Origin of the sequence: Nocardiopsis dassonvillei subsp. dassonvillei DSM 43111 (assembly GCF_000092985.1) — a bacterium.
In the GTDB taxonomy this organism is placed as follows: Bacteria; Actinomycetota; Actinomycetes; order Streptosporangiales; family Streptosporangiaceae; genus Nocardiopsis; species Nocardiopsis dassonvillei.
In genome coordinates this window covers 1264747-1290329 of the sequence record NC_014210.1, presented here as the reverse complement: position 1 = coordinate 1290329, position 25583 = coordinate 1264747, and the positions used below count along the sequence as shown (strand labels likewise).

Here is a 25583-nt window from a genome sequence, read left to right as displayed (position 1 = left end):
CGGCGGGGCGGCGGACGCGGCCGCGCGTCCGGGACGGGCCGCCGACCGCCGCGCCCGCGCGGAGGAGCCCGCCTTCTTCACAGGTCACGTCAGGGCTCCTGGGGACGGCGCGGTCGCGGCCGGGCGGGAACCCCGGCGCCACGGGGGTGTCCACGAGCCCTGGGGAAGCGTGGACGAGGAGACCGCGAACGCGGCCAGCAGCAGGAGCATGGCGGCCGGGGCCAGCGCCGCCAGGGGCGCGCGCTCCACGTAGGCCAGGGACTCCGACAGGCTCAGGCCCCACTCCGCCGAGGGCGGCTGCGAGCCCAGGCCGAGGAAGCCGAGCGAGGCGATGGCCAGCGCGATGCCCGGCAGGCGCAGCACGGCGTGGCGGGCCACCGGCCCCAGGACCGCGGGCAGCACGTGCCGGACCAGGATCCAGCGGGGGTCGGCGCCCAGGGCCCGCTGCGCGGTCAGGTAGGCGGCCGCGCGCGTCTCCTGGACCAGCGCGGAGGTGTGCGCGGCCAGCGGGGGCCAGGAGACCAGGGCCACGGCCACGGCGGCGCCGAGGGGGCCGGGCCCGGCGATGGCGGCCACCAGGATTCCGGCGATCACCGGGGGCAGGGCGTTGGCCATCTCCGAGGCGCCCGCCGACAGCGCGGGAACGAACCCGATCAGCAGGGCCGCGGCCAGGCTGGCCAGGCACACCAGCGCCGCGGTGCCCACGGTGGCCAGGGCGCCGTGCCCGAGCCGGGCCAGGACGTCGCGGCCGACCGCGTCGGTGCCCAGGGGGTGGTCCCAGGAGGGGGCGGCGAGGCGCTGGGCCACCTCGACGGTCATGGCGTCGCGGGTCAGGCCCCACAGGCACACCGTCAGGATCAGCGCCGCGCACACCGCGGGCACCGCGCGGCGCACGGCCCCCGCGGGGGCGGTGGGCGGCGGGGGCAGGGACAGGGCCGCGTCGTTCAGGCCGGGGCCCAGCAGGAGGCGACGGGCGGCCTGGGCGGCGATCCCGGCCGCGGTGCCGAGCAGCACGAGGCCGAGCACGGCGCCCTGGAGCAGCGGCAGGTCCTGGGACTGGGCGGCGCCCAGGGCGGTGCGGCCGATCCCGGGGACGGCGAAGACCGTCTCCACCGCGACGGCGCCGCCGGTCAGGCCGACGGCGACCATGGCGAACTGGGGGATGAGGGCGGGGGCGGCCCGGCGCAGTGCCGCGGCGGCGACGGCGGCCGGGGAGCAGCCCGAGGCCGTCCACAGCCCCACCCAGCGCTCAGTGAGGACGGCGGGCAGCGCGTCGTCGAGCAGCCGTCCCAGCAGTCCGCCCGCGGGCAGGCCCAGCGCCAGCGCCGGGAGCACGAGGTTCACCGGCTCCTGCCAGCCGTAGGGCGGCAGCCAGCCCAGCCACACCGAGAGGGCGACCATGAGCAGGACGGCGACGAGGAACTCGGGCAGGGCCGTGAGCACCGCGGCGGCGGCCCCGCTGCCCGACCCGCCCGGGCGCAGGGTGCCGCGCGCCCCGCGCACCAGCGTGGGGGCGCACAGCACGGCCGCGACGAGCAGGGCGACGGCGAGCGCGGCGCCCATGACCGTCAGGGACACGCCCATGGCCGAGACGACCGAGGGCAGCACGGGCGCGTCGGAGACCCAGGACCGGCCGAGGTCGCCCTGGAGGACACCGCCGAACCAGCGGGCGAGGGTCACCGCGGGACCGTCGGCCAGGCCGAGGTCCTCGCGGATGGCGTCGAGCACCTCGGGCGTGGGCGCCTGCTCGGCCGAGCGGGCGCGCAGCACCGACAGGGCGGGGTCGCGTCCGGACAGCCAGGGCAGGAGCCCGACGACGACCGTGACCAGGACCAGGGCGGCGACGCGCGAGACCAGGGGCAGGAGCCACCCGGACCCGCGGGCGCCGGTGCGGCCGGGGGGCGCGGTGTGACCGGGGGCGCCGGTGCGGTCGGGAGCGGCGGCGGCCATCAGTTCAGCCGGGTCCGCGGGGTGACGAGCAGGCGCTCGCGCGGGTCCTTGGCCGAGTCCACGACGTTGGCGGCGTCGCCCTGGATGACGCGTTCGTGCAGCATGGGGATGGCGGCGTCGGTGGCCAGGACGGCGGCCTCGGCCTCCAGGATCGCGGCGCGCCGCTCGTCGCCCGCGGGGGTGCGCTCGGCCTCCTCCAGGGCCGCGTCCACGTCCTCGTCGCACAGCTGGGCGATGTTGAAGGACCCGTCGCAGGAGAAGTCGCTCGTCATGTAGGCGACGGGGTCGCCGGAGTCCAGAACGGTGGCGCGGGAGAGGATGAACGCGTCGAACTCGCCGTTGAGGGCGTCCTCCTCGATGTTGGCGTACTCGCGCACGACCTGCTCGACCTCGAACCCGGCCTCCTCCAGCTGCTGCTCCAGGACGGTGGCCACCTCGGGCAGTTCGGGGCGGTCGGTGAAGGTGGCCAGGGTGATGGCGGCGCCGTCGGGGTCGGCGGCCTCGGCGGCCTCCGGGCGTTCGGGGCGGTCGGCGGCCCAGGGCAGCGCGGGGCCCAGCAGTCCCTCGGCCGCGTCCGCGCGCCCCTCGTAGACGCCGTCCACCAGCGTCGGGCGGTCGATGGCCTCGCGGGCGGCGGCGCGCAGGCCGGGGTCGGTGAAGGGCCCGTCCTGGGTGTTGAGGTAGAGGGTGTTGGTGCGCGGCATCGGGACCTCGGTGATGAGTTCCGGGTCCAGCAGGGCGGCCTGGGAGGTGGGCACGGCCTCGACGATGTCGGCCTCGCCGGTGCGCAGGGCGGCGGCGCGGGCGGTGCCGTCGGGCACGAAGCTGACGTCGATGCCCGGGGCCAGGGCGGCCTCACCCCAGTAGCCGTCGTAGCGGTCCAGGCTCGCGGAGGTGGTGCCGTTGACCTCGACCAGTTCGAAGGGGCCCGAGCCGGTGCCGGCCGGGCTGACCGTGTCGCCCTCGTAGGCGCTCTCGGCCAGGATCGACAGCTGCGGCGAGGACAGGCGCTGGGGGACGAGCGGGTCGGCCTCGGCGGTGGTGACGGTGACCGTGTCGCCCTCGGCCTCGACCCCGAGTTCGACGCCGTCGAGGATGCGCGGCTTGGGCGAGGCCTGCGCGGCGTACTCCAGGGAGTGGGCGGCCACGTCGGCGGTCAGCTCCGTGCCGTCGTGGAAGGTCACCCCGTCGCGGATGGTGAAGGTCCAGGTGGTGTCGTCCACCTGGGTCCAGTCGGTGGCCAGGCCGGGCTGGGGGTCGCCGACCTCGTCCAGGACGACGAGGGTCTCGGCGGTGCTCCAGCGCGAGAGCTTGAAGGCGTCGTCGGTGAGCGGCGAGAGGGCCGACCTCGGCGGCAGCAGCATCGCCACCGCGATGCGCCCGTCCTCCTCGGATGCGGCGGTGTCGCCGCCGGAGGGGAGGCAGGCGGTCAGCAGGAGGGCGGAGGCGGCTGCCAGGCAGGCGCCGGGAGGGATCTTGCGCAGGTGCACGGCGGTTCTTCCGGGTCGGGGGCGGGGAGGCCGCCGCGGCGCGCGGACGCCTCAGCGGACCAGAGCAGCATATGACAACCGTTTTCATTATTGATCCCCCGTGCCCCGCCCAACAGGGACGAAGCGGGACGCGGGGGCGCGCCGGGCCGCCGCACTGGGGGGCGCGGAAGTCCGGCGTGGAAGGGGATACCCGGTTTGTCCCAGGGGTCTCGGCCGCCGGGGTCATGTGCGGCCCGGGCCCGCACGAGAGGCCCACGCCACGCGGGCAAGTGAGGCCCGACACTCCCCGTGCGTCTCGCCGACCCCGCCCGGCGGTCGGCTGCCCGGGAGGCCGTCCTCCGCCGCCGACCGGATCGGACGCCCCGACGACCGCGGGGACCGCGCCCGTCCGCGCATTCGGGCAAGGGCGGAACCGCTCGATTTCCCCGCCACCGCGCACCCGCTCATGGAAATGGCCGGTACCGGCCATGACCCCGCGCCATTCAGTGAACCCGGAAAACCTCTGAACAGCACTTTCAATCCGATCCGGAAACCACTCCTGGGAACGGCCTTCCCTTGGCGCCACCCCGGAGTCCCCTGCTAATCTCACGGTGTTCTCCACAAGCCCCAGGCCCCGTCGAGCTGGAAACCCATGCCAGAAGAACCCGCCAGGAGAAAAGGCGGAGTCACACGGGACTTCCTGTCGCGTGGCACGAAGATGGCCCTGGCCATATTCCTCCCCGGAGCCAGGGTCCTGGTCTTCTTCTCCGCTCTGAGCGCGTACGGCCCCGAAGTCCCGGCGTCCTACGGGAGCACGCTCTCCCTTCTGCTGGTGGTCATGTCCCCGGGCACGGCCTACCAGATCCTCGTGGTCGCCCGCCTGCGCGGGGAAACGCTCCTGCGGGACACGGAGAAACCGGCCGCCCTCGCCGCCGTGGTGCTGGCCGGCTCCGTGTTCCTGTCCGCGGCCGCCCTGGTGGCGGGCGGCGGCGTCCTCTTCTTCCAGCACTCACCCGCCCTGTTCGCCGCCTACTACCTCGCCTGCCTTCCGTCCGTGTTCATCGCTCCCCTGATGTACGCCGCCGGGGGGATCCTGGTGGTCACCGGCCAGGAGGGCGTGCGCCTGCGCACGAGCGTGGAGAACTTCGCCGGTTACGCGGTACTCGCCGCCGCCGTGTTCCTGTGGCAGCCGCCGCCGGTGGTCGCGCTGGTGGTGATCGGTGCGGGCTGCTCCCTGATCGACCTCGCGACGCTCGTCCGCACCGTGCTGCGCACTGAGCCACGGGCGAGGACCGCCGCCGTCAGAGCGGTGCGCACCGGCGCCCGGAGGATGTTCTCGGCGCACGTGATGCGCTCCGTTCCGGGCTCCTTCTCGGGGTCGTTCGACGTCCTCGTGCTGGTGGTGACCTTCGCTCTGGTCGCGCAGATCGCCACCTCCCTGCCGGTGGCCCAGGCCGCCGCCACCGTCGCCTTCATCACGGTCGTCCGCACACTGGTGGTACCGCTCAAGCCCTACGGCATGGTGGCGGGCCGACTCCTGCGCGCTTCCGAAGGCGTTCCCGGGGACCCCACGCGCCGGCTGCGCCTGTTCACCGCGTCCATGGCTCTTGTGCTGTGGCCGGTCGCGCTGCCGTTCCTGGCCGCTCCCGGCCCGATCGCCGGACTGCTGGGCCTGGAACAGGAGCCCCTGGTGCTCTGGGGTGTGCGGCTGGTGGGCGTCCAACTGCTGCTGGAACCCTGGGCGGGTTTCCTGTCGTCGGTGCTCAAGGTCGTCATCGCGCCCCACGCCACCGTGCGCGGCCTCGTCGTCCTGCTGTGGTGCACCGCTCTGCCGGTGATCGCGCTGTTGGCCCTGGCCGGACTCTTGAACCTGCTGTCCCTGTGGCTGGTCCTGGTCACGGCCCGCGCCGGATTCGCCCTGTACACGGCGTACACGGCCAGGCGTTTCGTGTTACGGACGGAGGCAGCGCGTTGACGGGACCGGCCTGACCGTCCCCCCGCTTCTCGAACCCTCCGGTGCCCGGAGCGGGCCGGGCCTGGGCGCGCCGCACCCTGGCGGACCGGAGCGCGCGGGCGGTGGTGGGCCCGCCCGGGAACCCGGCCGCCCCCTCGGGACGGCCCCGGAACCGGACCTTCCGTCCGGCACCGGTGCGTGCCCGGTGGTTCTCGGCCTGACTACGCGCTTCCGGTCCGGCGGCTAGGGCACGGTGAGGCCCTCGGGGTCCAGCTTCCGGTGCTCGGGGTCCAGCGCCAGCATCCGGTCGGCGCGGGCGGCGACGTCGCGGTCGTGGGTGACCAGGAGCACGGCCAGCCCGTGTTCCTCGCGCAGGGAGTCCAGCAGCTCCAGGACCGTGCGGGCGCTGGCCGCGTCCAGGGCCGAGGTGACCTCGTCGGCCAGCAGGAGGCCGGGGCGCGCGGCCAGGGCGCGGGCGATGGCCACCCGCTGGCGCTGGCCGCCGGAGAGCCGCCCGGGGTGGGCCTCGGCGACGCTTCCCGGCAGGCCGACCCGCGCGAGGAGGTCGGGGACGCGGGCGCGGGCCTCCGCGCGCGAGAGCCCCAGGAGCACGCGGGCGGGGCGGGCCAGCGCCGTGCCCACGCGGTGGGCGGGGTTGAGCGCCCCCACGGGGTCCTGTCCGACGAACTGGACCGCTCGCAGGAGGGGTCGGTCCCGGTCGCGCAGGCGCGGCGGCAGCGGAGCGCCGTTCAGGGCCATGCTCCCCGAGGCGGGCGGATGCAGTCCGGCGACGGCGCGCAGCAGCGTGGACTTGCCGCTTCCGGAGGGGCCCAGGACCGCGACGCACTCGCCGCGTCGCACCGACAGGTCCGCCGCGGCGATCAGCTCCCGTCCGCCGGGAGCGGTCACGCGCACGCCCCGGAGCCCGAGCACCTCGGCGCCGCCGGAGGGGATGGCGCGCTCCGCGTCCGCTCCCCGCGCGTCGGAGAAGCTCCCCAGCACGAGGCGGTCGTCGGCCACGCGGTCCGCGAAGGCGCGGTCGTGCGTGACGACGACCGTGACCCGGCCGGGCCTCCCTCGCCGCCGCTCCAGTACCCGCACCACCAGTTCCACCGTGGCGGGGTCGAGGCCGCTGGTGGGTTCGTCCAGCACCAGCACGCGGGGGTCGCCCACGAGCGCCCTGGCCAGCGCCACGCGCTGGGCCTGCCCGCCGGAGAGCTCGTGCGGGCGGCGGCGTCCCACGGCGTCGGGGTCCAGGCCCAGATCCGCGAGCACGCCGCGCACGGCCCGCCGCGCGTCCCGGCCTCCGGGACGCGGCGGCACCCCCGCCGCTGGACTGGAGAACGGACCTCCCTCCACCACCGGTCCGGAGCGCGGCAGCCCCTCCGCCACCAGCGCGAACACCGTGCGCAGGGGGTGCAGGTCCGAGGCCGGGTCCTGGCCGAGGATTCCGGCGTGGGCCAGCCGCCAGCGACGCGCCGCACGTCCGGCGGGGATCGGCGTCCCGTGCCAGCGCACCTCCCCGGCCTCGCGCACCAGCCCGGGCGGCAGGGCGTCCAGGGCGGCCAGCACGGCACTCGTCTTTCCGCCGCCGGACCCGCCCATGACCGCCAGGACCCGCCCGTCCGGCACCCGCAGGTCCACCGGGCCGACCACGGTCCGGCCCTCCAGGTTCCGCACGCGGATCCCCAGCGCGCTCAGCCCCGCGTCCTCAACCACCGAACCCACCGGATCCACTGTCACCGAGAGCCTCCTTCCTCCTTCTCGCGAAACCCCTCCGCCGGGGCCGGACGCCGTCGCGGCGCGGGGAGAACTGGGCGGCCAGGGCGAGGACGACCGTGGTCGCGCCCAGGGCGGCGGCCGGTGCGGCCACGGCCCAGGGGTTCATCGCCGCGCCGGCCATGTTCTCGCGCAGCATCAGCGCCCAGTCGGGCGCCGGAGGGGAGGCGCCGAAGCCCAGGACGCCCAGCGCCGAGGCGACCTGGAGGGCCACCACCAGACGCAGGCCCAGGTCGGCGGCGACCAGCCCGCGCACGGCGGGCAGGACCTCCCGGAACAGGATCGACGCCGGGCGCTCGCCCCGGCACCGGGCGGCCTCCACGTACCCCGACGCGCGCACCGAGCGGACGGCGTCGCGGACCACCCGCAGGGTGAGCGGCGCCCCGCCGCACACCGTGGCCACCACGACGGCCGCCCGGCCGGGCAGCGCGACCGCCGCGACCAGGGCCAGCAGCAGCGAGGGGACGGCCAGCATGAGGTCGGCCGCCGCGGTGAGCGCGCGGTCGACCGCGCCCGCGGCCCAGCCCGCGGCCAGTCCGCCGACGACGCCGACGGCCGAGGCGCACACCGCGGCCGCCACCGAGACGGTCAGCAGCTCCCCTCCCCCGGCGAGCACGCGCGACCACACGTCCCGGCCGAGGGCGTCGGTGCCCAGCGGGTGGCCGGGCGCGGGTCCCCGCCAGGGCACGCCCAGGGGCTCGGTGGGGTCGTGGGGCGCCAGCCAGTGCCCCAGGAGCGCGGCGGCCAGCACCGCGACCAGCAGGACCGGGAACAGCGCGCGGCTCACGGCGTCCTCCCCCGGGGGTCGGCCACGGCCGCGACGGCGTCGGCCACGAGCAGGCCCGCCAGGACGACCGCCGCCGCCAGCACCGCCGTGGCCTGCACCACGGGCAGGTCGCGCGAGGCCAGGGAGGCGACCAGGAGCGAACCGAGCCCGGGGTAGCCGAAGAGGGTCTCCACCACGGTCGCGGCGGCCACGAGCCCGCCCGCGCTGACGGCCAGGACACGGGTGAGGGGCGCGAGCAGGAAGGGCAGCACGTCCACGGCCGCGACCCGCCAGGCGGGGCTGCCCCGGCGCCGGGAGTCGGCCACGTGGGGGCGGCGCAGGGCGTCGGCCACCGCGCCCGAGAGCAGGCTCGCGCCGAACAGGGCGGTGGGCAGCGCCAGGGACAGCACCGGCAGGACCAGCAGTTCGGGGCTCTCGGTCGGCGGCCTGCCCGGGGGCAGCAGCGACACCGGCGGGACCAGGCCCAGTGCCCCGGAGAGCAGGGCGGCCAGACCGCTGGCCACCACGGCCGAGGGCAGGGCGGCGCCGCCGGTCAGCAGCGCGGTCGGCGCTCCCCCGCCCCGGCGGGCCGAGCCCGCCCACCAGCCCAGGGCGAGCATGGCGGGCGCGGCCAGCAGGAGCGCTCCCCCGACGAGCGCGAGCGTGGCGGGCAGCCGCTGGAGGAGGGCGTCGGCGACGGGCCGCCCGTTGACCAGGGAGACCCCGAGGTCGCCGGTGGCCAGGGAGCCCGCCCACGCGGCGTAGCGCTGCCAGGCGGGCGCGTCCAGGCCCAGTTCCTCGCGCAGCCGCTGGACCTCCTCCTGCTGCGCTCCGGGGACCGCCCGCAGCTGGGCGGCGTCGCCGGGCAGCAGCTCGGTGGCGGCGAAGACCGCGGCCGACACCGCCACCAGCAGGAGCAGGGCCCTCGCGGACGCGAGGAGCAGGGCCCTGCCCGTTCCCCGCGTCCGCGGCACGGCGCCGGGCGGCGCCGCGTGGGTGGGGGTCATCAGCCCGGCACCCCGACCTGTTCGACGCGCAGCCGGTGGAACCCGGGGCCGGTGGGCAGGTCGGTCACGCCGGGCGCGGTGAGGTCGATCCCGTCGCCCACGCCCCAGACCACGTAGCCGCCCTCGTCGGCGATGCGCTGCTGGAGTCCGCCCAGGGCCGCGTGGCGCTCGGCCTCGTCGGCGGTGGCCAGCGCGTCGTTGAAGGCGGCGTCCCACTCGGGGTCGTTCCAGCCGGTCTCGTTGATGGGGCCGTCCGCGAGCAGCGCCATCCGGGAGAAGTCCACGAAGCCGTTGCCGCCGAGGCTGTTGAGGTAGAAGGGTTCGACGTTCCAGACCTCGGTCCAGTAGGTGTCGGGGGCTCCCACCTCGACCTCGACCTCGATCCCGGCCTCGGCGAGCTGCTCGGAGACCAGCACCGCGGCCTCCTCCATGCCAGGGTAGGAATTGGTGGCGTGCAGGGTGAGGGACACCCCGCCGCCGTGCCCGGCCTCCTCCAGCAGTTCGCGCGCCCGGTCCAGGTCGCGCTCCACCGGGGGCGCGTCCGGGGCGAAGGGCTCCAGGGGGCTGAGGAGGTCGGCGCCGGGCTCCCCGTAGCCCAGGAAGACGGTCTCCACGAGCTGCTCGCGGTCCAGGGCGAGCTTGACCGCCTCGCGGACGTCGGGGTCGTCGAAGGGCTCGGTCTCCAGGTCCATGACCAGCGGGTAGTTGACGCCGCCGGGGCGGGTGACCACCTCGACCTCACCGCCGTCGGCGTACTGCTCGGCGGTGGCCGGGGCGACGCTCCCGGCGACGTCGGCCTGCCCGGAGGCGACGGCGGCGGCGCGCGCGGCCGGGTCGGGCATGGCGGTGATCTCCAGCCTCTCGTAGGAGGGCGCCTCACCCCACCAGTCGTCGTTGCGGCTCAGGACGGAGGTGGTGTCGTCGCCCTCGTCCAGGACGAAGGGGCCCGAGCCCGCGACGGGCTCGGTGATGTCCTCGCTGCCCTCGGGCACGACGAAGGTGAGGGAGGCCAGGGCCAGGCCGACCTCGGCGTAGGGCTGGCGGGTGACCAGTTCCAGCCCGTGCTCGCCGGTGGCGCTGGAGGCCTCCAGGTCGAACATGGACAGGCGGCCGTTGTTCTCCGCGCCCTTGCCCTGGATGCGGCGCAGCGAGAACAGGACGTCGTCGGCCGTGACGGGCTGGCCGTCGGAGAAGGCGGCGTCGTCGCGCAGGGTGACGCTCCAGCGGGTGAGGTCGCCGTCCACCGGCTCCCACGCCGTGGCCAGGCGCGGCTGGACCGCGCCCTGCTCGTCGGTGACGGTGAGGACGTCGTAGAGCATGGCGAAGCGCAGGTAGTCGGCCTCGTTGCCGACCCGTCCGTGCGGGTCGTGGGTGGTGGCGGCGGGCGCCCCCACCGCGGCGTAGCGCAGGGCGGCTTCCTCGGAGGCGGCGGTCTGCTCCCCTCCGCCGCCGCAGCCGGTCGCGACCAGGGCCAGTGCGCACGCACCGGCCATGAGGGATCGTCGTCTCATCGTGGGGCCTTTCGGATCGGGGCCGTGGTCGGCACGGCCCGGGGGATGGTGTCCTGACTCGGGGGTCAGGAGGCTTCGTGGACGCTGACGGCGCCCGAGGGGCACCAGTCGGCCGCCGTCAGGGCGCGCTCGCGGTCCCGCTCGGGTACGTCGGCGCGGAGCAGGACCACCAGGCCGTCGTCGTCCTGGTCGAAGAGGTCGGGGGCGGCCCGGACGCACTGTCCGGCTCCGGCGCACACGCCGGTGTCGGCGTGCAGGCGCAGCGGGCCGGGATCGGGCGAGGCCTCGGCCCCGTCGGGGCCGGACGGCTCGCCGGCCCGGTCGCGGTCGGGGCTCACCACGACACCGGCACCTCCTCCAGCCCGAAGATCGCCGAGGCCGAACGCTGGGGCAGCTCCTCCAGCGGCACCGCCCGGCGCAGGGTGGGCACCTGCTCGAACAGCGTCCGCAGGGCCACCTCGATCTCCAGGCGCCCCAGGTTCTGCCCCACGCACTGGTGCGTCCCGTAGCCGAAGGCGACGTGGCCCCGCTGCGAGCGGGTCACGTCCAGTTTCCCGGGCTCGGGGAAGGCCGCGGGGTCGCGGTTGGCGGCGCCGAGCAGCGCGATGTATCCGTCGCCCGCCGGGATGGTGGCCCCGTCCAGGGGGATGTCCTCGGTGGCCACGCGCAGGGTGATGACGTCGGCCACGGACAGGTAGCGCAGGAGTTCGTCCACCGCGCCCGGCCACAGCGAGGGGTCCTCGCGCAGCAGGGCCAGCTGGTCGGGGTGGTCCAGCAGGGCCAGCGCCGCGAGCGGGATCATGTTGCGCGAGGTCTCGTGCCCGGCGTTGAGCGTGATGCCGATCTGGGAGAGCAGGGACTGGCGGGTGATCTCCCCGCGCGCCAGGGGGCCGGTGACCAGGCGGCTGATGAGGTCGTCCCGCGGGTCGTCGGCCTTCTCGTCGATGAGCCGGTTGATCAGGCCGAACAGGTCGGCGAGCGCGGCGCCCACCTCCTCCTCGGTGCTGTCGCGCCCGCCCGAGACCGTGGTGATGCGCCGGAAGAACTCCAGGTCCTCCAGGGGGACGCCGAGCAGGCGGCAGATGACGGTCGTGGACACCCGGTTGGCGTACTCGCCGACCAGGTCGGCGGGGGTCGGCAGGGAGAGCAGGTGGCGGGCCTGCTCGGCGCAGATCCGCTCGATCTCCGGGCGCATCTCGCGCACCCGGCGCACGGTGAACTCGCCCACGAGCATGCGGCGGACACGGGTGTGGTCGGGCGGGTCCATGCGGATGAAGGGGCGCAGGTCGGCGGCGACCGCCTGTTCGCCCCTGCCCAGGGCGGGGAAGGCGGGGTGGCGGGCGTCGGAGCTGGAGGCGGGGTGGGACAGCGCGGTCCGCACGTCGTCGTAGCGGGTGAGGAGCCAGGCCTGCTTGCCGCTGGGGATCGTGACCCGGGTCAGGGGGGCGGCGGCGCGCATCCCCTCGTAGGCCTCGGGCGGGGAGAAGGGGCAGGAGCGGGCCAGGGGGAACTCCGCAGGGGGCGGGGCGGCGGAACCGTGTTCCTCGGGCGCGGATGCGGTCATCTGTGTCGTCTCCTCGGGGGAACGAAGGGGCAAGGGGATGGCGGGGGGCGGTCCGCGCGGCGGCGTGCCGTCGCGGGCGGGGTTCGGGACGGTTCGGAATGCCGCTGTGGGTGCGGTTCAGAACGGGACGGGCGGACGGGGCCCGGGGCCGCCAGGGCGGCCTGTGCGTACGTGGTTCGGAAAGGGACGTGTGGGGCCCGCGCGCGGCGGTGGGGGCGCCGCGCGCGGACGCGATCGGGACCGGTCCGGGTCGGACGGCCGCTCCGGGTCAGGAGGGTTCGGCGGTCAGCCTCCAGCCCCGGGCCCGCTCGCGCGCACGGGCGAACTCGGCGTGGCGCCCTCCCGCGGCGAGGAGTTCGGCCGGGGTTCCGGCCTCCGCGACGCGTCCGGCGTCGAGGAAGACCACCCGGTCCGCGGCGGCCACGGTGGCGGGCCGGTGGGCGATGACGAGCACCGTGCGCTCCCGCGCCAGGGAAACGGCGGTCGCGGTCAGCAGCGCCTCGTTCTCCGCGTCCAGGGCGGCCGAGGCCTCGTCCAGGACGACGACCGGCGCGTCCTTGAGCAGGGCGCGGGCGATGGAGACCCGCTGCTTCTGCCCGCCCGAGAGCGAGGCGCCGCCCTCGCCGACGCGGGTGTCCCAGCCGTCCGGCAACTCGGCCACCACCGCGTCGAGGCCGGAGGCGGCGGCCACCCGGTCCAGGTCCTCCCGCGTGGCCGCGGGGTCGGCCAGGAGCACGTTCTCGGCGATGCTCGCGTCGAACAGGTACACGTCCTGGAAGACCATCGCCACGTGCCGGGACAGCTCCTCGCTGCCGACCGAGCGCACGTCCACCCCGCCGAGGCGCACGCTGCCCGCGTCGACGTCGTGGAAGCGCGCCAGCAGCCGGGCCACCGTGGTCTTGCCCGAACCCGAGGGCCCGACCAGGGCGGTGAGCGTCCCGGGTTCGGCCCGGAAGGAGACCCCGTCCAGGACGCGGGGCCCGTCCGGGGCGTAGGAGAAGGACACGTCGTCGAACTCCACGTCCGCGCCCCGGGGCGGCACCGGCGTGTCCGGTTCGGGGAGGGGGCGCGCCTCCAGGACGGCGTTGATCCGGTCGAGCCCGTTCGTCGCCATCCTCAGGGCGGCCCCCTGGTCGGCCGCGCCGGACAGGGGGTGGACGAACCTGGCCACGAGCACGAGCAGCGCGACCGCCAGGGGAGCGTCGAGGGTGCCGCCGAGCGCGAGGAACACGGTGGCGACCAGGAGCAGGCCGAAGGCCAGGCGCACCGCGAAGGAGTAGCCGAGCAGGGCGGGGACCGCGCGCAGCAGCAGGCGGCGGGCGGCGCCGTGCTCGGCCTCCAGCGCCGCGTCGAGGCGCTGGCCGCCCTTGTCCGTCCTGCCGAAGGCGCGCAGCACGGGCTGGGCGCGGGCGTACTCCAGGACCCGGTCGGCGGCCTCGTCGGTGACGGCGTCGCGTGCGGCGTCGTTGCGCCCGACCGCCTCCCCGGACAGGGTGAAGACCATCCACAGCAGCGGGAGGCAGGCGGCGGCCGCGAGCGCGATCCGCCAGTCCCACACGAACAGGGCCAGGACCGAGACGAGGGGGGTGACCACCGCGTCGGCCAGGGGCGGGTACAGGTGCACGGGCAGGCTGGTGGCCCGGGAGACGCCGTCGGTGGCGAGGCGGTTGAGCTCCCCGACCCGGCCTCCGGTGAACCATCCCAGGGGCAGGCGGACGACGTGGTCGCCGAGCCGGTGGTGCAGGGCCCGCGAGAGCGCGCCGCCGACGCGGAAGTTGAGGTACAGGCTGCCCGCGCGCAGGACAGCGTAGACGGCGGTGGCGGCGAGCAGGACGGCCGCCCAGGGCCAGGCCCGGTCCGGGTCGGGGCCCAGGAGGTGGGACAGCACGGGCACCAGGAGGGCGAACAGCACGCCCTGGAGGGCCGAGACGACGGTGGTGAGCGCGAGGCTCGCGCGCATGGGCCCGGCCTGCTCGGGTCCCAGGGCCTTGAGGAAGGCGCGGATCACTGGTCTTCTCCCGGTTCGTCTCGTGCGGCCCCGTCATGGGCGTCCCCGTCACCGGCCTCCGGGTGCTGGGCGCGCCACAGGTCGGCGTACCGGCCGCCGCGCGCCAGCAGCTCGCCGTGGGTGCCGCGCTCCACCACGCTCCCCTCGTCCATGACCGCGATGAGGTCGGCCCCGGCCACGGTGCTCAGCCGGTGCGCGATCACCAGGACCGTGCGGCCCCGGGCCAGTTCGCCGAGGGCGTCCTGGATGGCCGCCTCCGACACCGGGTCCACGGCGGCGGTGGCCTCGTCCAGCACCAGCACGGGGGTGTCGGCGAGCAGGGCGCGGGCGATGGAGACCCGCTGGGCCTCACCGCCGGACAGGTCGGCGTCCTCGCCCACCACGGAGTCGTAGCCGCGCGGCAGCGCCTCGATCCGTTCGGCGACGCGGGCGGCGCGGGCGGCCTCCTCCACCTCCTCACGGGTCGCCCCGGGGCGGCCCATGGCGATGTTGTCGGCCACGGTCTCCCGCAGCAGCCGCACGTCCTGGAACACGAAGCCGACCGTGCGGTACAGCTCCTCGGCGGGGATGTCGCGCACGTCCGCCCCGCCCACGGTGACCGCGCCCGCCGTGACGTCGGCGAAGCGCGCGGGCAGGGTGGCCAGGGTGGTCTTGCCCGCGCCGGACGGGCCGACCAGGGCGGTCACGGTGCCCGGTTCCAGGACCAGGTCCACGCCGCGCAGGACCTCCTCGCCCGCTCCGCTCCCCTCGGCGCCGTCCTGGGCCGGGTAGGCGAAGCGCACCCCGTCGAAGACCACGCGGGCGCCCCGCGGTCCCCCGCCGGAGCCCTCGGGCAGGGGCGGGGTGGCGAGCAGGTCGCGGACCCGTCCGGCGGCGGCCCGCGCCGTCTGGATCTGCTGCACCCGCGAGCCGATCACGTTCATCGGCGCGCACAGCGCAGGGGCCAGCAGGGCGAAGGCCACCACCGAGACGGGTTCGCTCCAGCCCAGGGCGGCGAAGCCCGCCCCCGCCGCCACCACGGTGACGGTGACCGTGGGCGCCGACAGCACCAGGAAGGAGGCGACCGTGGCCGGGGTGGTGGCGCGCGACCAGGAGACGAAGAAGTCCGCGAAGGCGTCGGCGGCCCGGGTGAAGCGCTCGTGGGCCCTGCGGTGGCCGCCGAAGTGCTTGACCACCTGGATGCCGTCCACGAACTCCACGGCCGCGGTGTTGACCGCGCCCATCGCCTCGGCGTACTCGGCCATCTTCTTCATGGACCCGGCCATGGCCCGCGCGAACAGCAGGACTCCCGCGGCCACCGGCAGCACCGCGACCAGGGTCAGGCGCCAGTCCACGGAGGCGAGGTAGGCCAGGGCGACCACGGGGACCGCCACGACGGCGGCCAGGTCGGGGAGGGTGTGGGCGACCAGGGAGTGGACGTCCTCGATGTCGTCGTGCAGGGCCTTCTTGACCCGGCCCGAGCCGCGGCCGGAGAACCAGCCCAGCGGAACCCGCCCCAGGTGGCGGGCCAGGGCGCGCCGCACGGACAGCTGCATGTCGTTGTCGGCCAGGTGCCCGACCAGGGTGGAGGCGGTGCCCGCGGCCAGGGCGGCGACCGCTCCGGCCAGCGCGACCGCGACCAGCGTCCACACCAGGGCGGTGTCGGTCGGCCCGTCGGCCAGCAGCGCGGCGGCGGCCTCGGCCAGGCAGATCAGGGGGACGAGGCCGAGCGCGCTGGCCAGGCCCTGGAGGACCACGGCAGCGCGGACGCGCCCCCGGATCGGCTCCAGGAGGACGCCGAGCGGGGAGGGCGCGCGCCCGGTCCCCGGCTCCGGCGCGGCCTGTGTGCGCGGGGAGGTGTCCTGTGCGGTGCTCACCTGACCAGCACCCCGATCTCCGGGGTGGCCTCGCGGCCGGTCCGGGGCAGGCGCCGCACGGACATGCCGGTCTCCTCGGCGAGGCGCTCGACGCCGAAGGTCTCCCAGTCGTACTCGTCGTCGACGGTGCGCACCAGGTCGCCGCCGCGGAAGACCCGCCACTGGGTGCGCCAGCGCATGGTCCCGGGCCCGGCGGGCTCGCCGGACATCCACCACTCGTAGGTCTGGTCGCCCACGGTCTCCCGGCACATGCGCACGGACGGGATGGAACGGGGGGTGTCCACCCCCATCAGCTCCACGACCACGGGGCCGCCCGGAGGGAGCCGTTCGGCCAGGCGCCGCCACAGGACCAGGCGTTCGGCGCGGGGGATGTGCCCGGCCACGCCGAAGACGACCGCGGCCGAGACAGAGTCCGGCAGCGGCAGGTCCTGGGCGGGTTCGGGCAGCACGGTGACGCGTCGGCGCAGGTCGGGGTCGGCGAAGACGCGGCTGGTGAGGATCGCGCGCATGTTCGGCGAGGGCTCGGCCGAGTGGATCCTGGCCGAGGGCAGGATCTCGGCGATGGCGGCGGTCACCAGTCCGGTGCCCGCGCCGATGTCGACGACGGGTCCGTGGGCGGTGTCCAGGCCGGTCAGCGCCGCGCGCAGGGCGGGCGTGCTGGTGACCATGTGCCGGTGGCCGACGAGGTCGAAGAACTCGGCGCCCGGTGAGTAGTAGTCGATGGCGGGAATGGTGTCCTCCAGGTTCTGCGGCGTGGTCAGGGGGTGCTGGGCCAGGGTCCGGGTGCTGCGGCCAGCGCCGGGTCCAGGCGGCGCAGGACCTCGGACACGACGGCCTCCCGCTCCGGTCCGAGGTAGAAGTGGTCGCCCGCGAACACGCGCACGTCCACGCGTCCGCTGGTGGTGGCCGACCAGCGCCTGGCCAGGTCCGCGTCCACCTCGGGGTCGTCGTCGCCCAGGAACACGCTGACCGGGCAGCTCAGCGGCGGTCCGGGGAAGGGCGTGTAGCGCTCCACGAGCCGGTAGTCGTTGCGGACGTAGCCCAGGACCGCCTCGCGCAGGCCGGGCTCCTCCAGGACCTCGCGCCGGGTCCCGCCCAGGCGGACCAGCTCGGAGACGATCGCCTCGTCGTCGGCGAGGTGGACGCGGCCGGGCGGGGCGTCGGCCGGGGCCCGGCGCCCGGAGGCGAAGAGGCGGTCCGGCTCGGGCAGGCCCGCCGCGCGCAGGGTCCGGGCCAGTTCGTAGGCCACGGCGGAGCCCATGCTGTGGCCGAACAGGGCGTAGGGCCGGTCGAGCAGGGGGGTGAGTTCCTCGGCGACGGCCGTGACGACGGTGGCCATGTCGTCCACGAGGGGTTCGCCGAAGCGGTCCTCGCGGCCGGGGTACTGCACGCACACCAGGTCGACGCCGGAGGGCAGGAGCGCGGCCCAGGCGCGGTAGGCGTTGGCGCCGCCGCCCGCGTGGGGCAGGCACACCAGGCGCGTCCGGGCCCCGGGGCGGGGCCGGAAGCGGCGCAGCCAGGAGCGCGCGGGAGCGGGGGTCATGGGGTTGTCGGCCTTTCTGACGGGGTCGCGTTGCCGGAGGTCCACGGAGTCGGAGGACCCCCGGAGGTCTCGGGTGGGGACTCGTGCCACGGGGCGGGGTCCCCGGGGATGAGGGGCGAAGCCCTCGTCCCCGGCGGAGGGGCTGCGTCCCCGACCGTCCGCGGGGCCCCGGGGAGCACGGGAGGCGTGGCCCGGGGAGTCACGGCGCCGCCTCCCGGGCGTCCCCGTCGCGCGGAGCCGGTCCCAGGTCGGCGGCGCCCAGGTGCGCCGTGGGCGGACCGGGGCGGATGACCTCGGGCCGGCCCAGGCGGCCGGTGGTCTCGTGCCACATCCGGCACACACCGAGGTCGAACTGCCCCCGCACCAGCGGGTTCGCCCCGGCGCGCACGTCGGCGGCGAAGTCGGCCAGGGCACGGGTGAGCGCTTCGGGCCACAGGCGGTCGAAGACCTCCCGGTAGGGCGGCGCGTCCGTTCCCTCCAGCACCGTGGTGGCCGGTTCGGCCAGGTGCCCGGTGTCCGGACCGGTGGAGCGCAGGCGGCCGTGGGCGTCGCGGGGCGCGTACAGCCGGGGCTGCCAGAGCACGGGGCCGTGGGTGTCGGCCAGGGTGAGCACCCCGTGTTCGGTGCCCAGGGCCAGCCGGTGCCAGAGCAGGGCGTGGTTGTCCCCGTCGGAGGGATCCATCTGGTTCTGCACCCGCAGGGTCAGGGGGACCCCCGCGACGCTGCCCTGGAGCACCCGGTAGGGCTGGGCGTGCGCGGTCAGGGAGGCGACCTCGGGGTCCGTCGCGAGCGGTTCGGTCAGCGCCCAGGGGCGCAGCCCGCCCAGGGCGCGCGCGAGCACGTCCAGCAGCGGGTACAGGACCTGGACGGCGGAGGTGGCGTCGGCGAACAGCACCGGTCCCCGCTCGCGCAGGACACGGGCCGCCTCCAGGAAGCGCCGGATCGGCGCCACGTGCCGGTAGAAGGGGTTGAGGTGGTAGACCGCTCCCCCGCCGCGGGCGGCGCGCAGGGCCGCGGTGAGTTCGTCCTCGTGGACGGGGTGCTCCTGGAGGACGTGCACGCCTCTGGCCAGCAGGGCGCGGGCCAGCTCGCCCCCGGCCCCGCCGGAGACCGCCGCGCCCACGACCACGCAGGCCGCGTCGACGCTGCCGGGCACCTGGTCGACGCCGGTGTACAGGGGCACCCCGGCCCGCTCGGCGTAGCGGCGGGAGAACTCGCCGCCCCGGGAGAGGATCCCGGCGAGTTCGAAGGTGTCGGGCATGCGCGCCAGCGCGTCGGCGTAGAAGCGGCCGAAACCGGTGCCGCACAGCAGCACGCGCAGGGGTCGCGGGCTCACAGGGCGCCCTCCTCGACCCCGGCGTCCTCGCTCGCGGCGTCCTCCACCCGCAGGCTCGCGGCCTCGGGGTCGTCGAACAGGGCGGTGACCGCGGCCTCGGGGTCGAGGACGTCGGCGGCGTGGTGCAGGCCCCGGGGCACCAGCCCGCGCGCCACCGCGTCGGCGGCCTGCGCGCCCACGCGGCCGGTCATGCGGTAGCTGTCGGAGAAGCGCGCGGTCATCACGCTGCGCCGCCCGGAGGGGGCGGTGAGCGCGTACACGAGCTGGTAGTAGGGCGTGCGCCCGGCCAGGTCCACCCCGGCCGCGCGCCGCAGGCGCTCCGCCGCCGCGGCCGGGTCGGCGACCGGGCGCCCCGCGACCGAGGTCAGCACGGCGCGGACCCGCTCGCCGGGGTGGACGTTGTACCACTCCAGTTCGCGCAGGCCCAGGTCGGCGGCCAGGCGGCGGGCCTCCTCGGTGAGGAAGGGCTGGACGAACGCGGTGCCCGGGAACCCGGGCGGCCGGACGCCGTCGGCGGCGCGCAGCGCCCTCTCCACGACCCGGCCCTCCCGCCAGGCGGCCAGGGGCCGTCCGAAGACGGCGGTCGGGTCGTCGGCGCCGGGCAGGGAGAGCAGCAGGTCGCCCGCGGCGGCCTCGGTGCACCTCTCCAGCCCGCCCGCGTGGGCGCTCATCCGCTCCAGGCCGTGCCGGGCGGCGAACCAGCGCGGCAGCAGGGCGGACAGGCCGGGGAGCACCCCCGCCGACAGGACGATCGCGTGGTCCCGTGCGGCGGGGGTGCGGCTGAGGCGGTCGTGCGCGGGCCCGTCGCCCGTCACGTCCACGTAGTCGGCTCCGGCGTCCAGGGCCCGCACCGCCACGGCGTCGGCGATGCGGTAGGAGGGCCCGGCGCAGTTGAGCACCACGTCGAGTCCGGAGCAGAAGGCCCGCAGCGACTCCGGGGAGTCGGCGTCCACCGCCCGGACGGCGGTGCCGGGGCCCAGTTCGGCGGCCAGCTCCTCCAGGGGCGCGGTGCGGCGCCCCCCGAGCAGCAGGCGGGTGTGGCCCAGGGCGCGCAGGCGGCGGGCTGCGGCCCGGCCCACGGCCCCGGAGGCGCCCACCACGCCCACCGCGCGGTCGGTCGCGCCGCTCACCGGACCACGTCCCCTCCGGTGATGTCCTCCAGGCGCTTGAGGACGCCGGGGGCGTAGGGCACCGACAGCAGGCTGAAGTGGTCGCCGGGCACGTCCACGATGTCCAGTTCGCCCAGGACCAGGCGCTCCCAGTAGGTGGTGACGCTCTCCTTGTTGCCCGGGAAGGGGTAGGCGCCGCCGTGGCGCAGGAAGGTGACGTCTCCGGCGTAGGGCTCGGGCTCGTAGCGGGAGATGGCGAAGACGCTCTGGCGGAAGATCGCGAACATCTCGTTGAGCGCCTCGGGGGTGTAGGTCCCGGCCGAGGGCGGCACGGCGGCGCACATCCGCTCGATCCTGGTCTGGCGGGGCACCTTCGCCAGTTCGCGGAAGCGCTCGGCCACGTCGGCGTACTCGCCGGTCAGGCGGCCGATGGCGCCGTCCGGGAGCAGGCCGGGGGTGGCAGCGAGCAGCTGGTCGGAGGCGGCCGACACCCGGTTCTCGTCGGCGGGGAAGCCCACCGAGACCGGGTCGATGCCCATCATGACGGCGAAGGCGTACTCCGAGATCAGCTCGTCGTCCAGGCGGAACGGCGGCCGGTGCGTGCTGATGGCGGTCAGGGAGGCGACCTCGGCCCCGGCGTCGGTGAGCGTGCGCGCGACCTCGGTGGCGACGAGACCGCCCAGGCAGTAGCCGACGACGTGGAAGCGGTCACCGCCGCGTTCGAGCAGGGCGTTGGCGTAGTCGGCGGCCCAGCGCTTGATCACCGCGGCGGGGTCGGCGTCCAGGAAGGCGGGGACGTCGGGCAGCTCCAGTCCGACCAGGGTGGCCTGGCCGCGCGAGCGCCGCCGGATCTCGGTGATGAGGGAGCGGTAGGGGATGAGGGTTCCGGTCCCGGCGTGGACCAGGGCGGTGACCGCGCCCCCGCCCGGCCCGTTGAGGGGCACGTAGGGGTCGGGCTTGCCCTCGGCGGAGGCGCGGACCTGCCCGGACAGGTCGCGCAGGTAGGCGGCCAGCCCGGCGACGGTGGGACGGCGCAGCATGTGGCGCAGGACCACCTCCCACTCGATGTCGGCTCCGGTGTCGGGCAGGACCTCGCTGAGCCTGCCGACCATGCGGGCGACCAGCAGGGAGTCGCCGCCCAGCGCGAAGAAGTCGTCGTCGCGGCCGACCGCGCCGCGCTCCAGCAGCTCGGCCCACAGCCCGCACAGGGCGCGTTCGAGGTCGTCGGCGGGCTCGCCGGTGGCGGTGTCGGCGGTTCCGGGGGCGTCGTCCCCGGGCAGGGCGCGCAGGAGCGCGGCCCGGTCGACCTTGCCGTTGGCGGTGAGCGGCAGCGCGTCCAGCAGCCGCCAGTGCGCGGGCACCATGTACTCGGGCAGGCGGGTGGCGGTGTGGCGGACCAGTTCGTCGGCGGTGACCGGCGTCCGGTCGGTCTTCACCCGGGCCAGGTAGAGGGTCTGCCCGGTCTCTGAGAGGCGGTCGTCCGCCTCGGGCAGGGCCAGGGGCTCCGTCGCCCCGGCCCGCTCCAGGGCGCTCTCCCACTGGTCGCGGGTGAGGAAGGTCTGGTCGTGCTCGGCGCGGGCGTCGCGGTGGCCTCCGTCGAGCCCGTCGAGGAACTCCATGGACACCAGCAGCGCCGGGTCGTGTTCGGCGGTGGTCTCCAGGAACACCAGGTGGCCGCCGGGGGCGAGGAGTTCGGTGACGCGGGCCAGGGCGGCGTCGGCGTCCACGGCGTTGTGCAGGACGTTGGCGGCCACGACCGCGTCGAAGGAGTTGGGCGCGTAGCCCTGGGCCCCGGCCTCGCGGTTGAGGTCGAACAGGCCGAAGGACACCCAGGGGAAGTCGGCGAACCGCTCCCTGGCCTCGTTGACGAAGAACGGGGAGACGTCGGTGAAGCGGTACTCGGCCGGGCGGCCCGCCAGGGCGGTGACGACGGCCTCGGTGGTGCCGCCGACGCCCGCGCCGATCTCCAGGACCCGCAGCGGCCCGTCGGCCGTCCGGCTGGCGGCGGCGTCGGCCAGGGCCGCGGCGGCCGCCGCGTTGAGGTGGCGCACGGCCAGGTTGTCGCGGTAGGCGGCGCCCGCGGTGTCGAGCGCGGCGCCGGGGAAGAGGAGGGTGCGCACGTCGAGGTCGCCGCGCAGCAGTTCGGGGAGGCGGCCCGAGCAGGCCCGCATGTACTCCAGGACCTCGGTCCCGTAGTCCACCCGCCGCTCCAGGTCGGCCAGGCGCTCCCAGGCGGCGCGCTGCCCGTCCTCGTCCACGTGGCGCAGTCCGCTCCACCGGTCGCCGTCGCGGGTCAGGCGTCCGGCGTCGGCCAGGGCGCGCAGCCAGCGGCGCACGAGCCGGTGGTGGCGCCGGTCGGTGCCCAGGCGCTCGATGACCTCCTCCGTGGTGTGGCCGGTGTCGGAGAACAGTCCGGCGCCGGTCAGGGTGCGGGTGATGGCGCCCAGCGCGGTGGCGCGCATCGCGTCGAGGAAGGCGGCCAGGTCGTCGCGGTCCAGGTTCGCGGTGGCCTCGCCGACGGCGGACGCGGCGGCCAGGGCGGCGGACCCGGGTCCGGTTCCGGCGGGCGCGTCGGACGGGCGGCGGGCGGTCTCGGCGAAGGCGGCCAGGCGCCGGTCCTCGCGCCCGCCCACGGCCAGGACGGCGGCGGAGGCCACGGCGGGGTGGGCGGTGAGGGCGGCCTCGATCTCGGCCAGCTCCACCCGGTGTCCGCGGATCTTGACCTGGTCGTCCTCGCGGCCCAGGAACTCGATGTCGCCGCCGGGCCGGTAGCGGCCCAGGTCGCCGGTGCGGTACAGGCGCTCCCCGGTGCGCGGGTGGGTGACGAAGCGCTGAGCGGTGCGGGCCTCGTCGCCCAGGTAGCCGGTGGCCACGCCCGCTCCGCCGATGTGGAGTTCGCCCGCGACCCAGTCGGGGCGGTCGCCCATGCGTCCGTCCAGGACGTGGAAGGTCTGGTTGGTCAGGGGGCGGCCGTAGGGGACGCTGGGCCAGGACGGGTCGGCCTCACCGATGGGGTGGTGGATGGACCAGATGGAACCCTCGGTGGCGCCGCCGAAGCTGTACAGGGCGGTGCCGGGCAGGTGGGCGCGGACGCGGTCGGCCAGGGTGAGCGGGATCCAGTCGCCCGAGAGCAGGGCCACGCGCAGGGTGGTCGGCGCCTGCGCGGGCGCGGTGGAGAGGTAGTCGGCGAGCATGCCCATCTGGGCGGGCACGGAGTTCCACAGGGTCACCCCGTGCTCGCGGGCCAGCTCCGCCCAGTGCGAGGGGTCACCGCGCCGGTCCGCGTGGGGGAGCACGATGGCCCCGCCCGCGCCGAGGGGGCCGAACAGGTCGTAGACGGACAGGTCGAAGCCGAGGGCGGCCAGGCCGAGGACCCGGTCGCCGGAGCCGACGGAGAAGCGGCGGTTGACGTCGGCGATCGTGTTGAGGGCCGCGCGGTGGCTGACCATGACGCCCTTGGGGGTTCCGGTGGAGCCGGAGGTGTAGATGACGTAGGCGAGGGCGTCGGGGTCCACGGGGGGCGGGAGCGCGTCGGGCGTCCAGGCAGCGGGAACCGCGTCGGCGGCGGGGACCGCGTCCACCTCGACGGGTTCGACGTCCTGCTCCCAGTCGCCGATCTCGGCCAGCCAGGACTGGGTGAGGACGTGGCGCACCCCGGCGTCGCGCAGGATGGCGCGGCGGCGCGCGGCGGGCTGGGTGGTGTCGACCGGGACGTAGGCGGCGCCGGTCAGCAGGACGGCGTGGGCGGCGACCACCTGTTCCACGCCCTTGTCCATGACCACGGCCGCGCGGTCGCCCGGGCCGCAGCCGCGGGCGCGCAGCTCGTCGGCCACGGCGGTGATCCGCGCCCACAGCTGGCCGTGGGTCAGGGACGCGTCGGGGTGGACGACGGCGGGAGCCCCGGGGTCGCGCAGCGCGGCGGCCAGGGCGTCCTCGTACAGCAGGGCGTCGGGCAGGGGGCCCTCGGTGGCGTTGGCCTCGGCGCGGGCGAGGAGCTGGTGGGCGGGGACGGCGGCCGGTGCGGCCTCGTCCCAGGGCTCGTCGGACAGGGCCAGGCGGCGCAGCAGGTCGGTGTAGGCCGCGAAGGCGTCGGCGGCCAGGCCGTCGGGCAGGACTCCCTCGCGCACGTCCCAGCGCACGGCCAGGGCGCCCCCGGCCAGGGACACCTGGCAGTCCACCCACACCTGCGGGGTCTGGGACAGGCCGTGCACCTCCCGGGCGGCCCAGGAGTCGTCGCCGTCCTCCTCCTCGGCGCCGATCGCGCCGGTGAAGACGACGGGCATGAGCACGGCGGGCTCGTCGCGGCGGCGCGAGAGTTCGGCCAGCAGCTCGTTGCCCGAGTACAGGCAGTGGTCGACGTCCTCGATGAGGCGGCCCTGGCGGGTGCGGGCGCGCTCGGTGAAGGTGGCGCCGTCGTCGGCGCGCACGGCGAGCAGGGTCAGCGAGGTGAAGTCGCCGACCACGCGGTCCACGTCCGGGTGCAGCGGCAGGCGCTGGGACACGGGCAGGTTGAGGGTGAAGTCGGGGCGGCGCGACCACAGGGCCAGCACCTCGGCGTAGGCGGCCAGGGCCACGCCCGCGGGGGTCAGGCCGCGGTCGGCGGCCCGGGAGCGCAGGGCCCGCCACTGCTCCGGCGGCAGGACGGCGGCCAGACGGGTGAAGCGGGCGGAGGCGTCGGTCGAGTGCTCGACCAGGGGCAGCTCGGGGGCGGGCGGCAGGTCGTCGGCGCGCTCGGTCCAGTAGGCGCGGTCGCGGTGGTAGCGGGCGCCCTCGCGCAGCGCCCGGTGGGCGAGCACGTAGTCGCGGAAGGTCGCCCCCAGCGGCGGCAGGGGGTGCTCGGGGTCGGCGTAGAGGGCGGCGAGTTCGTCCAGGAGCAGCCGGACGCTGGTGTAGTCGGCGGCGAGCAGGTCCACGGACAGGTGCAGGTGGGCGCGGTCGTCGCCGCGGGTGAGGTGCAGGCGCACCAGCGGCCAGGAGGAGGCGTCGGGGACGAGGTCGCGCAGGCGCTCGCGGGCCCGGGCGGCGTGGGCGGCGGTGTCTCCTCCGCCGACCTCGGTGACGGTCAGCGACTCCCCCGGCGCCTCGGGCAGCACCCGCTGGTGGCCCTCGGGGGAGACCACGGAGCGCAGCATGTCGTGTCGGCGCACCAGCGCGTTCCAGGCGGTGCGCAGGCGGTCGGGGTCGAGGTCGTCGAACTCCAGCTCCGCGTAGGCGTGGCAGGCCACGCCGCCGTAGTCGTAGGCCGGGCCGCGACCGACGAGGTAGGCGCCCTGGACGTCGGTCAGGGGGAAGGGGTCGTGGCGCGCGTCGGGGTCGGGGGTGAGGGAGGGGGCGGCCTCGGCCTCCAGCAGGGCCACGACGCTGTCGCGGTGCTCGCGCAGGATGGCGCGGTGCTCGTCGGTGAGGGCTCCGGTGGGGCCGCGGAAGCGGATGCGGCCGTCGTCGGCCCACAGGTGGACGCCCGCGGCGCGCAGTTCGTCGAGCAGGGAGTGCAGGGCCTCGGGTGCTGCGGAGACGGCGGAGGCTGTGGAGGCGTCGGAGGCGGGGGTCGGCAAGGTGGGCTCTCCTCGTCGGGTCGGTCCGCGCGGGGCGGACCCGGCTGGGAACGGTGGGGATGGCGCGGGGGGCGTTACACGGGGGGGCGGGGATGGCGGTCGGTACGGGTGGTGAGCGCGGAGGCGGACGGTTCGTGTGGGGCGTCTCAGGGCGATGCCCGGAGCACCGGACGGCA

At 76.2% G+C, this 25583-nt stretch carries 16 protein-coding genes; 1 reads left to right on the top strand and 15 read right to left on the bottom strand.

Annotated elements, in window-relative coordinates; translation table 11 throughout:
• Positions 1 to 84: 84 nt before the first annotated feature.
• Positions 85 to 1950, bottom strand: a complete 1866-nt coding sequence (locus tag NDAS_RS05215) for an ABC transporter permease subunit (RefSeq protein WP_013152095.1) — start codon at positions 1948 to 1950, stop codon at positions 85 to 87.
• Positions 1950 to 3440 (bottom strand): ABC transporter substrate-binding protein, encoded by a 1491-nt coding sequence (locus NDAS_RS05210; protein WP_013152094.1) that lies wholly within the window; start codon positions 3438 to 3440, stop codon positions 1950 to 1952. The genes NDAS_RS05215 and NDAS_RS05210 overlap by 1 nt, the downstream gene beginning before the upstream one ends.
• A gap of 697 nt (positions 3441 to 4137) precedes the next feature.
• On the opposite strand from NDAS_RS05210, the gene NDAS_RS05205 reads away from it, so the two are divergent.
• A complete protein-coding gene (locus NDAS_RS05205; RefSeq protein ID WP_041552402.1) occupies positions 4138 to 5394 on the top strand; it encodes a hypothetical protein in 1257 nt (418 codons plus the stop codon).
• Positions 5395 to 5616: 222 nt separating this feature from the next.
• Here NDAS_RS05205 and NDAS_RS29515 read toward each other — a convergent pair whose 3' ends face one another.
• The 13 genes from NDAS_RS29515 to NDAS_RS05140 all read right to left on the bottom strand — a co-directional run bounded on the left by NDAS_RS29515 (position 5617) and on the right by NDAS_RS05140 (position 25407).
• On the bottom strand, positions 5617 to 7110 hold the full coding sequence (locus tag NDAS_RS29515; protein ID WP_041552399.1) for an ABC transporter ATP-binding protein: 1494 nt from the start codon (positions 7108 to 7110) through the stop codon (positions 5617 to 5619).
• Positions 7085 to 7939 carry an ABC transporter permease gene (locus NDAS_RS05195; protein WP_013152091.1) on the bottom strand — a complete coding sequence of 285 codons (855 nt, stop codon included), beginning with the start codon at positions 7937 to 7939 and terminating at the stop codon, positions 7085 to 7087. The genes NDAS_RS29515 and NDAS_RS05195 overlap by 26 nt, the downstream gene beginning before the upstream one ends.
• The gene (locus tag NDAS_RS05190; protein ID WP_013152090.1) at positions 7936 to 8925 is read right to left on the bottom strand and encodes an ABC transporter permease; all 990 of its coding nucleotides are present in this window, start codon (positions 8923 to 8925) and stop codon (positions 7936 to 7938) included. Before NDAS_RS05190 ends, NDAS_RS05195 begins: the two co-directional genes overlap by 4 nt.
• Complete coding sequence (locus NDAS_RS05185) at positions 8925 to 10436, bottom strand: ABC transporter substrate-binding protein (RefSeq protein WP_013152089.1); 1512 nt, start codon at positions 10434 to 10436, stop codon at positions 8925 to 8927. Before NDAS_RS05185 ends, NDAS_RS05190 begins: the two co-directional genes overlap by 1 nt.
• A 65-nt stretch (positions 10437 to 10501) precedes the next feature.
• Positions 10502 to 10777: a ferredoxin gene (locus NDAS_RS05180; RefSeq protein ID WP_126625048.1), complete on the bottom strand. Its 276-nt coding sequence runs from the start codon at positions 10775 to 10777 to the stop codon at positions 10502 to 10504.
• On the bottom strand, positions 10771 to 12000 hold the full coding sequence (locus tag NDAS_RS05175; protein WP_013152087.1) for a cytochrome P450: 1230 nt from the start codon (positions 11998 to 12000) through the stop codon (positions 10771 to 10773). The genes NDAS_RS05180 and NDAS_RS05175 overlap by 7 nt, the downstream gene beginning before the upstream one ends.
• Positions 12001 to 12268: 268 nt before the next feature.
• Positions 12269 to 14008 carry an ABC transporter ATP-binding protein gene (locus NDAS_RS05170; protein WP_013152086.1) on the bottom strand — a complete coding sequence of 580 codons (1740 nt, stop codon included), beginning with the start codon at positions 14006 to 14008 and terminating at the stop codon, positions 12269 to 12271.
• Entirely contained in the window at positions 14005 to 15864 is a 1860-nt protein-coding gene (locus NDAS_RS05165; protein WP_013152085.1) for an ABC transporter ATP-binding protein, read from the bottom strand. The genes NDAS_RS05170 and NDAS_RS05165 overlap by 4 nt, the downstream gene beginning before the upstream one ends.
• The gene (locus NDAS_RS05160) at positions 15861 to 16532 is read right to left on the bottom strand and encodes a class I SAM-dependent methyltransferase (RefSeq protein WP_013152084.1); all 672 of its coding nucleotides are present in this window, start codon (positions 16530 to 16532) and stop codon (positions 15861 to 15863) included. The genes NDAS_RS05165 and NDAS_RS05160 overlap by 4 nt, the downstream gene beginning before the upstream one ends.
• Before the next feature lie 89 nt (positions 16533 to 16621).
• Positions 16622 to 17407: a thioesterase II family protein gene (locus tag NDAS_RS05155; protein ID WP_026338511.1), complete on the bottom strand. Its 786-nt coding sequence runs from the start codon at positions 17405 to 17407 to the stop codon at positions 16622 to 16624.
• 199 nt (positions 17408 to 17606) lie between these two features.
• Complete coding sequence (locus tag NDAS_RS05150) at positions 17607 to 18743, bottom strand: Gfo/Idh/MocA family oxidoreductase (RefSeq protein ID WP_013152082.1); 1137 nt, start codon at positions 18741 to 18743, stop codon at positions 17607 to 17609.
• A complete protein-coding gene (locus tag NDAS_RS05145; RefSeq protein WP_013152081.1) occupies positions 18740 to 19873 on the bottom strand; it encodes a saccharopine dehydrogenase NADP-binding domain-containing protein in 1134 nt (377 codons plus the stop codon). Before NDAS_RS05145 ends, NDAS_RS05150 begins: the two co-directional genes overlap by 4 nt.
• Positions 19870 to 25407 carry a non-ribosomal peptide synthetase gene (locus NDAS_RS05140; protein ID WP_013152080.1) on the bottom strand — a complete coding sequence of 1846 codons (5538 nt, stop codon included), beginning with the start codon at positions 25405 to 25407 and terminating at the stop codon, positions 19870 to 19872. Before NDAS_RS05140 ends, NDAS_RS05145 begins: the two co-directional genes overlap by 4 nt.
• Positions 25408 to 25583 lie beyond the last annotated feature (176 nt).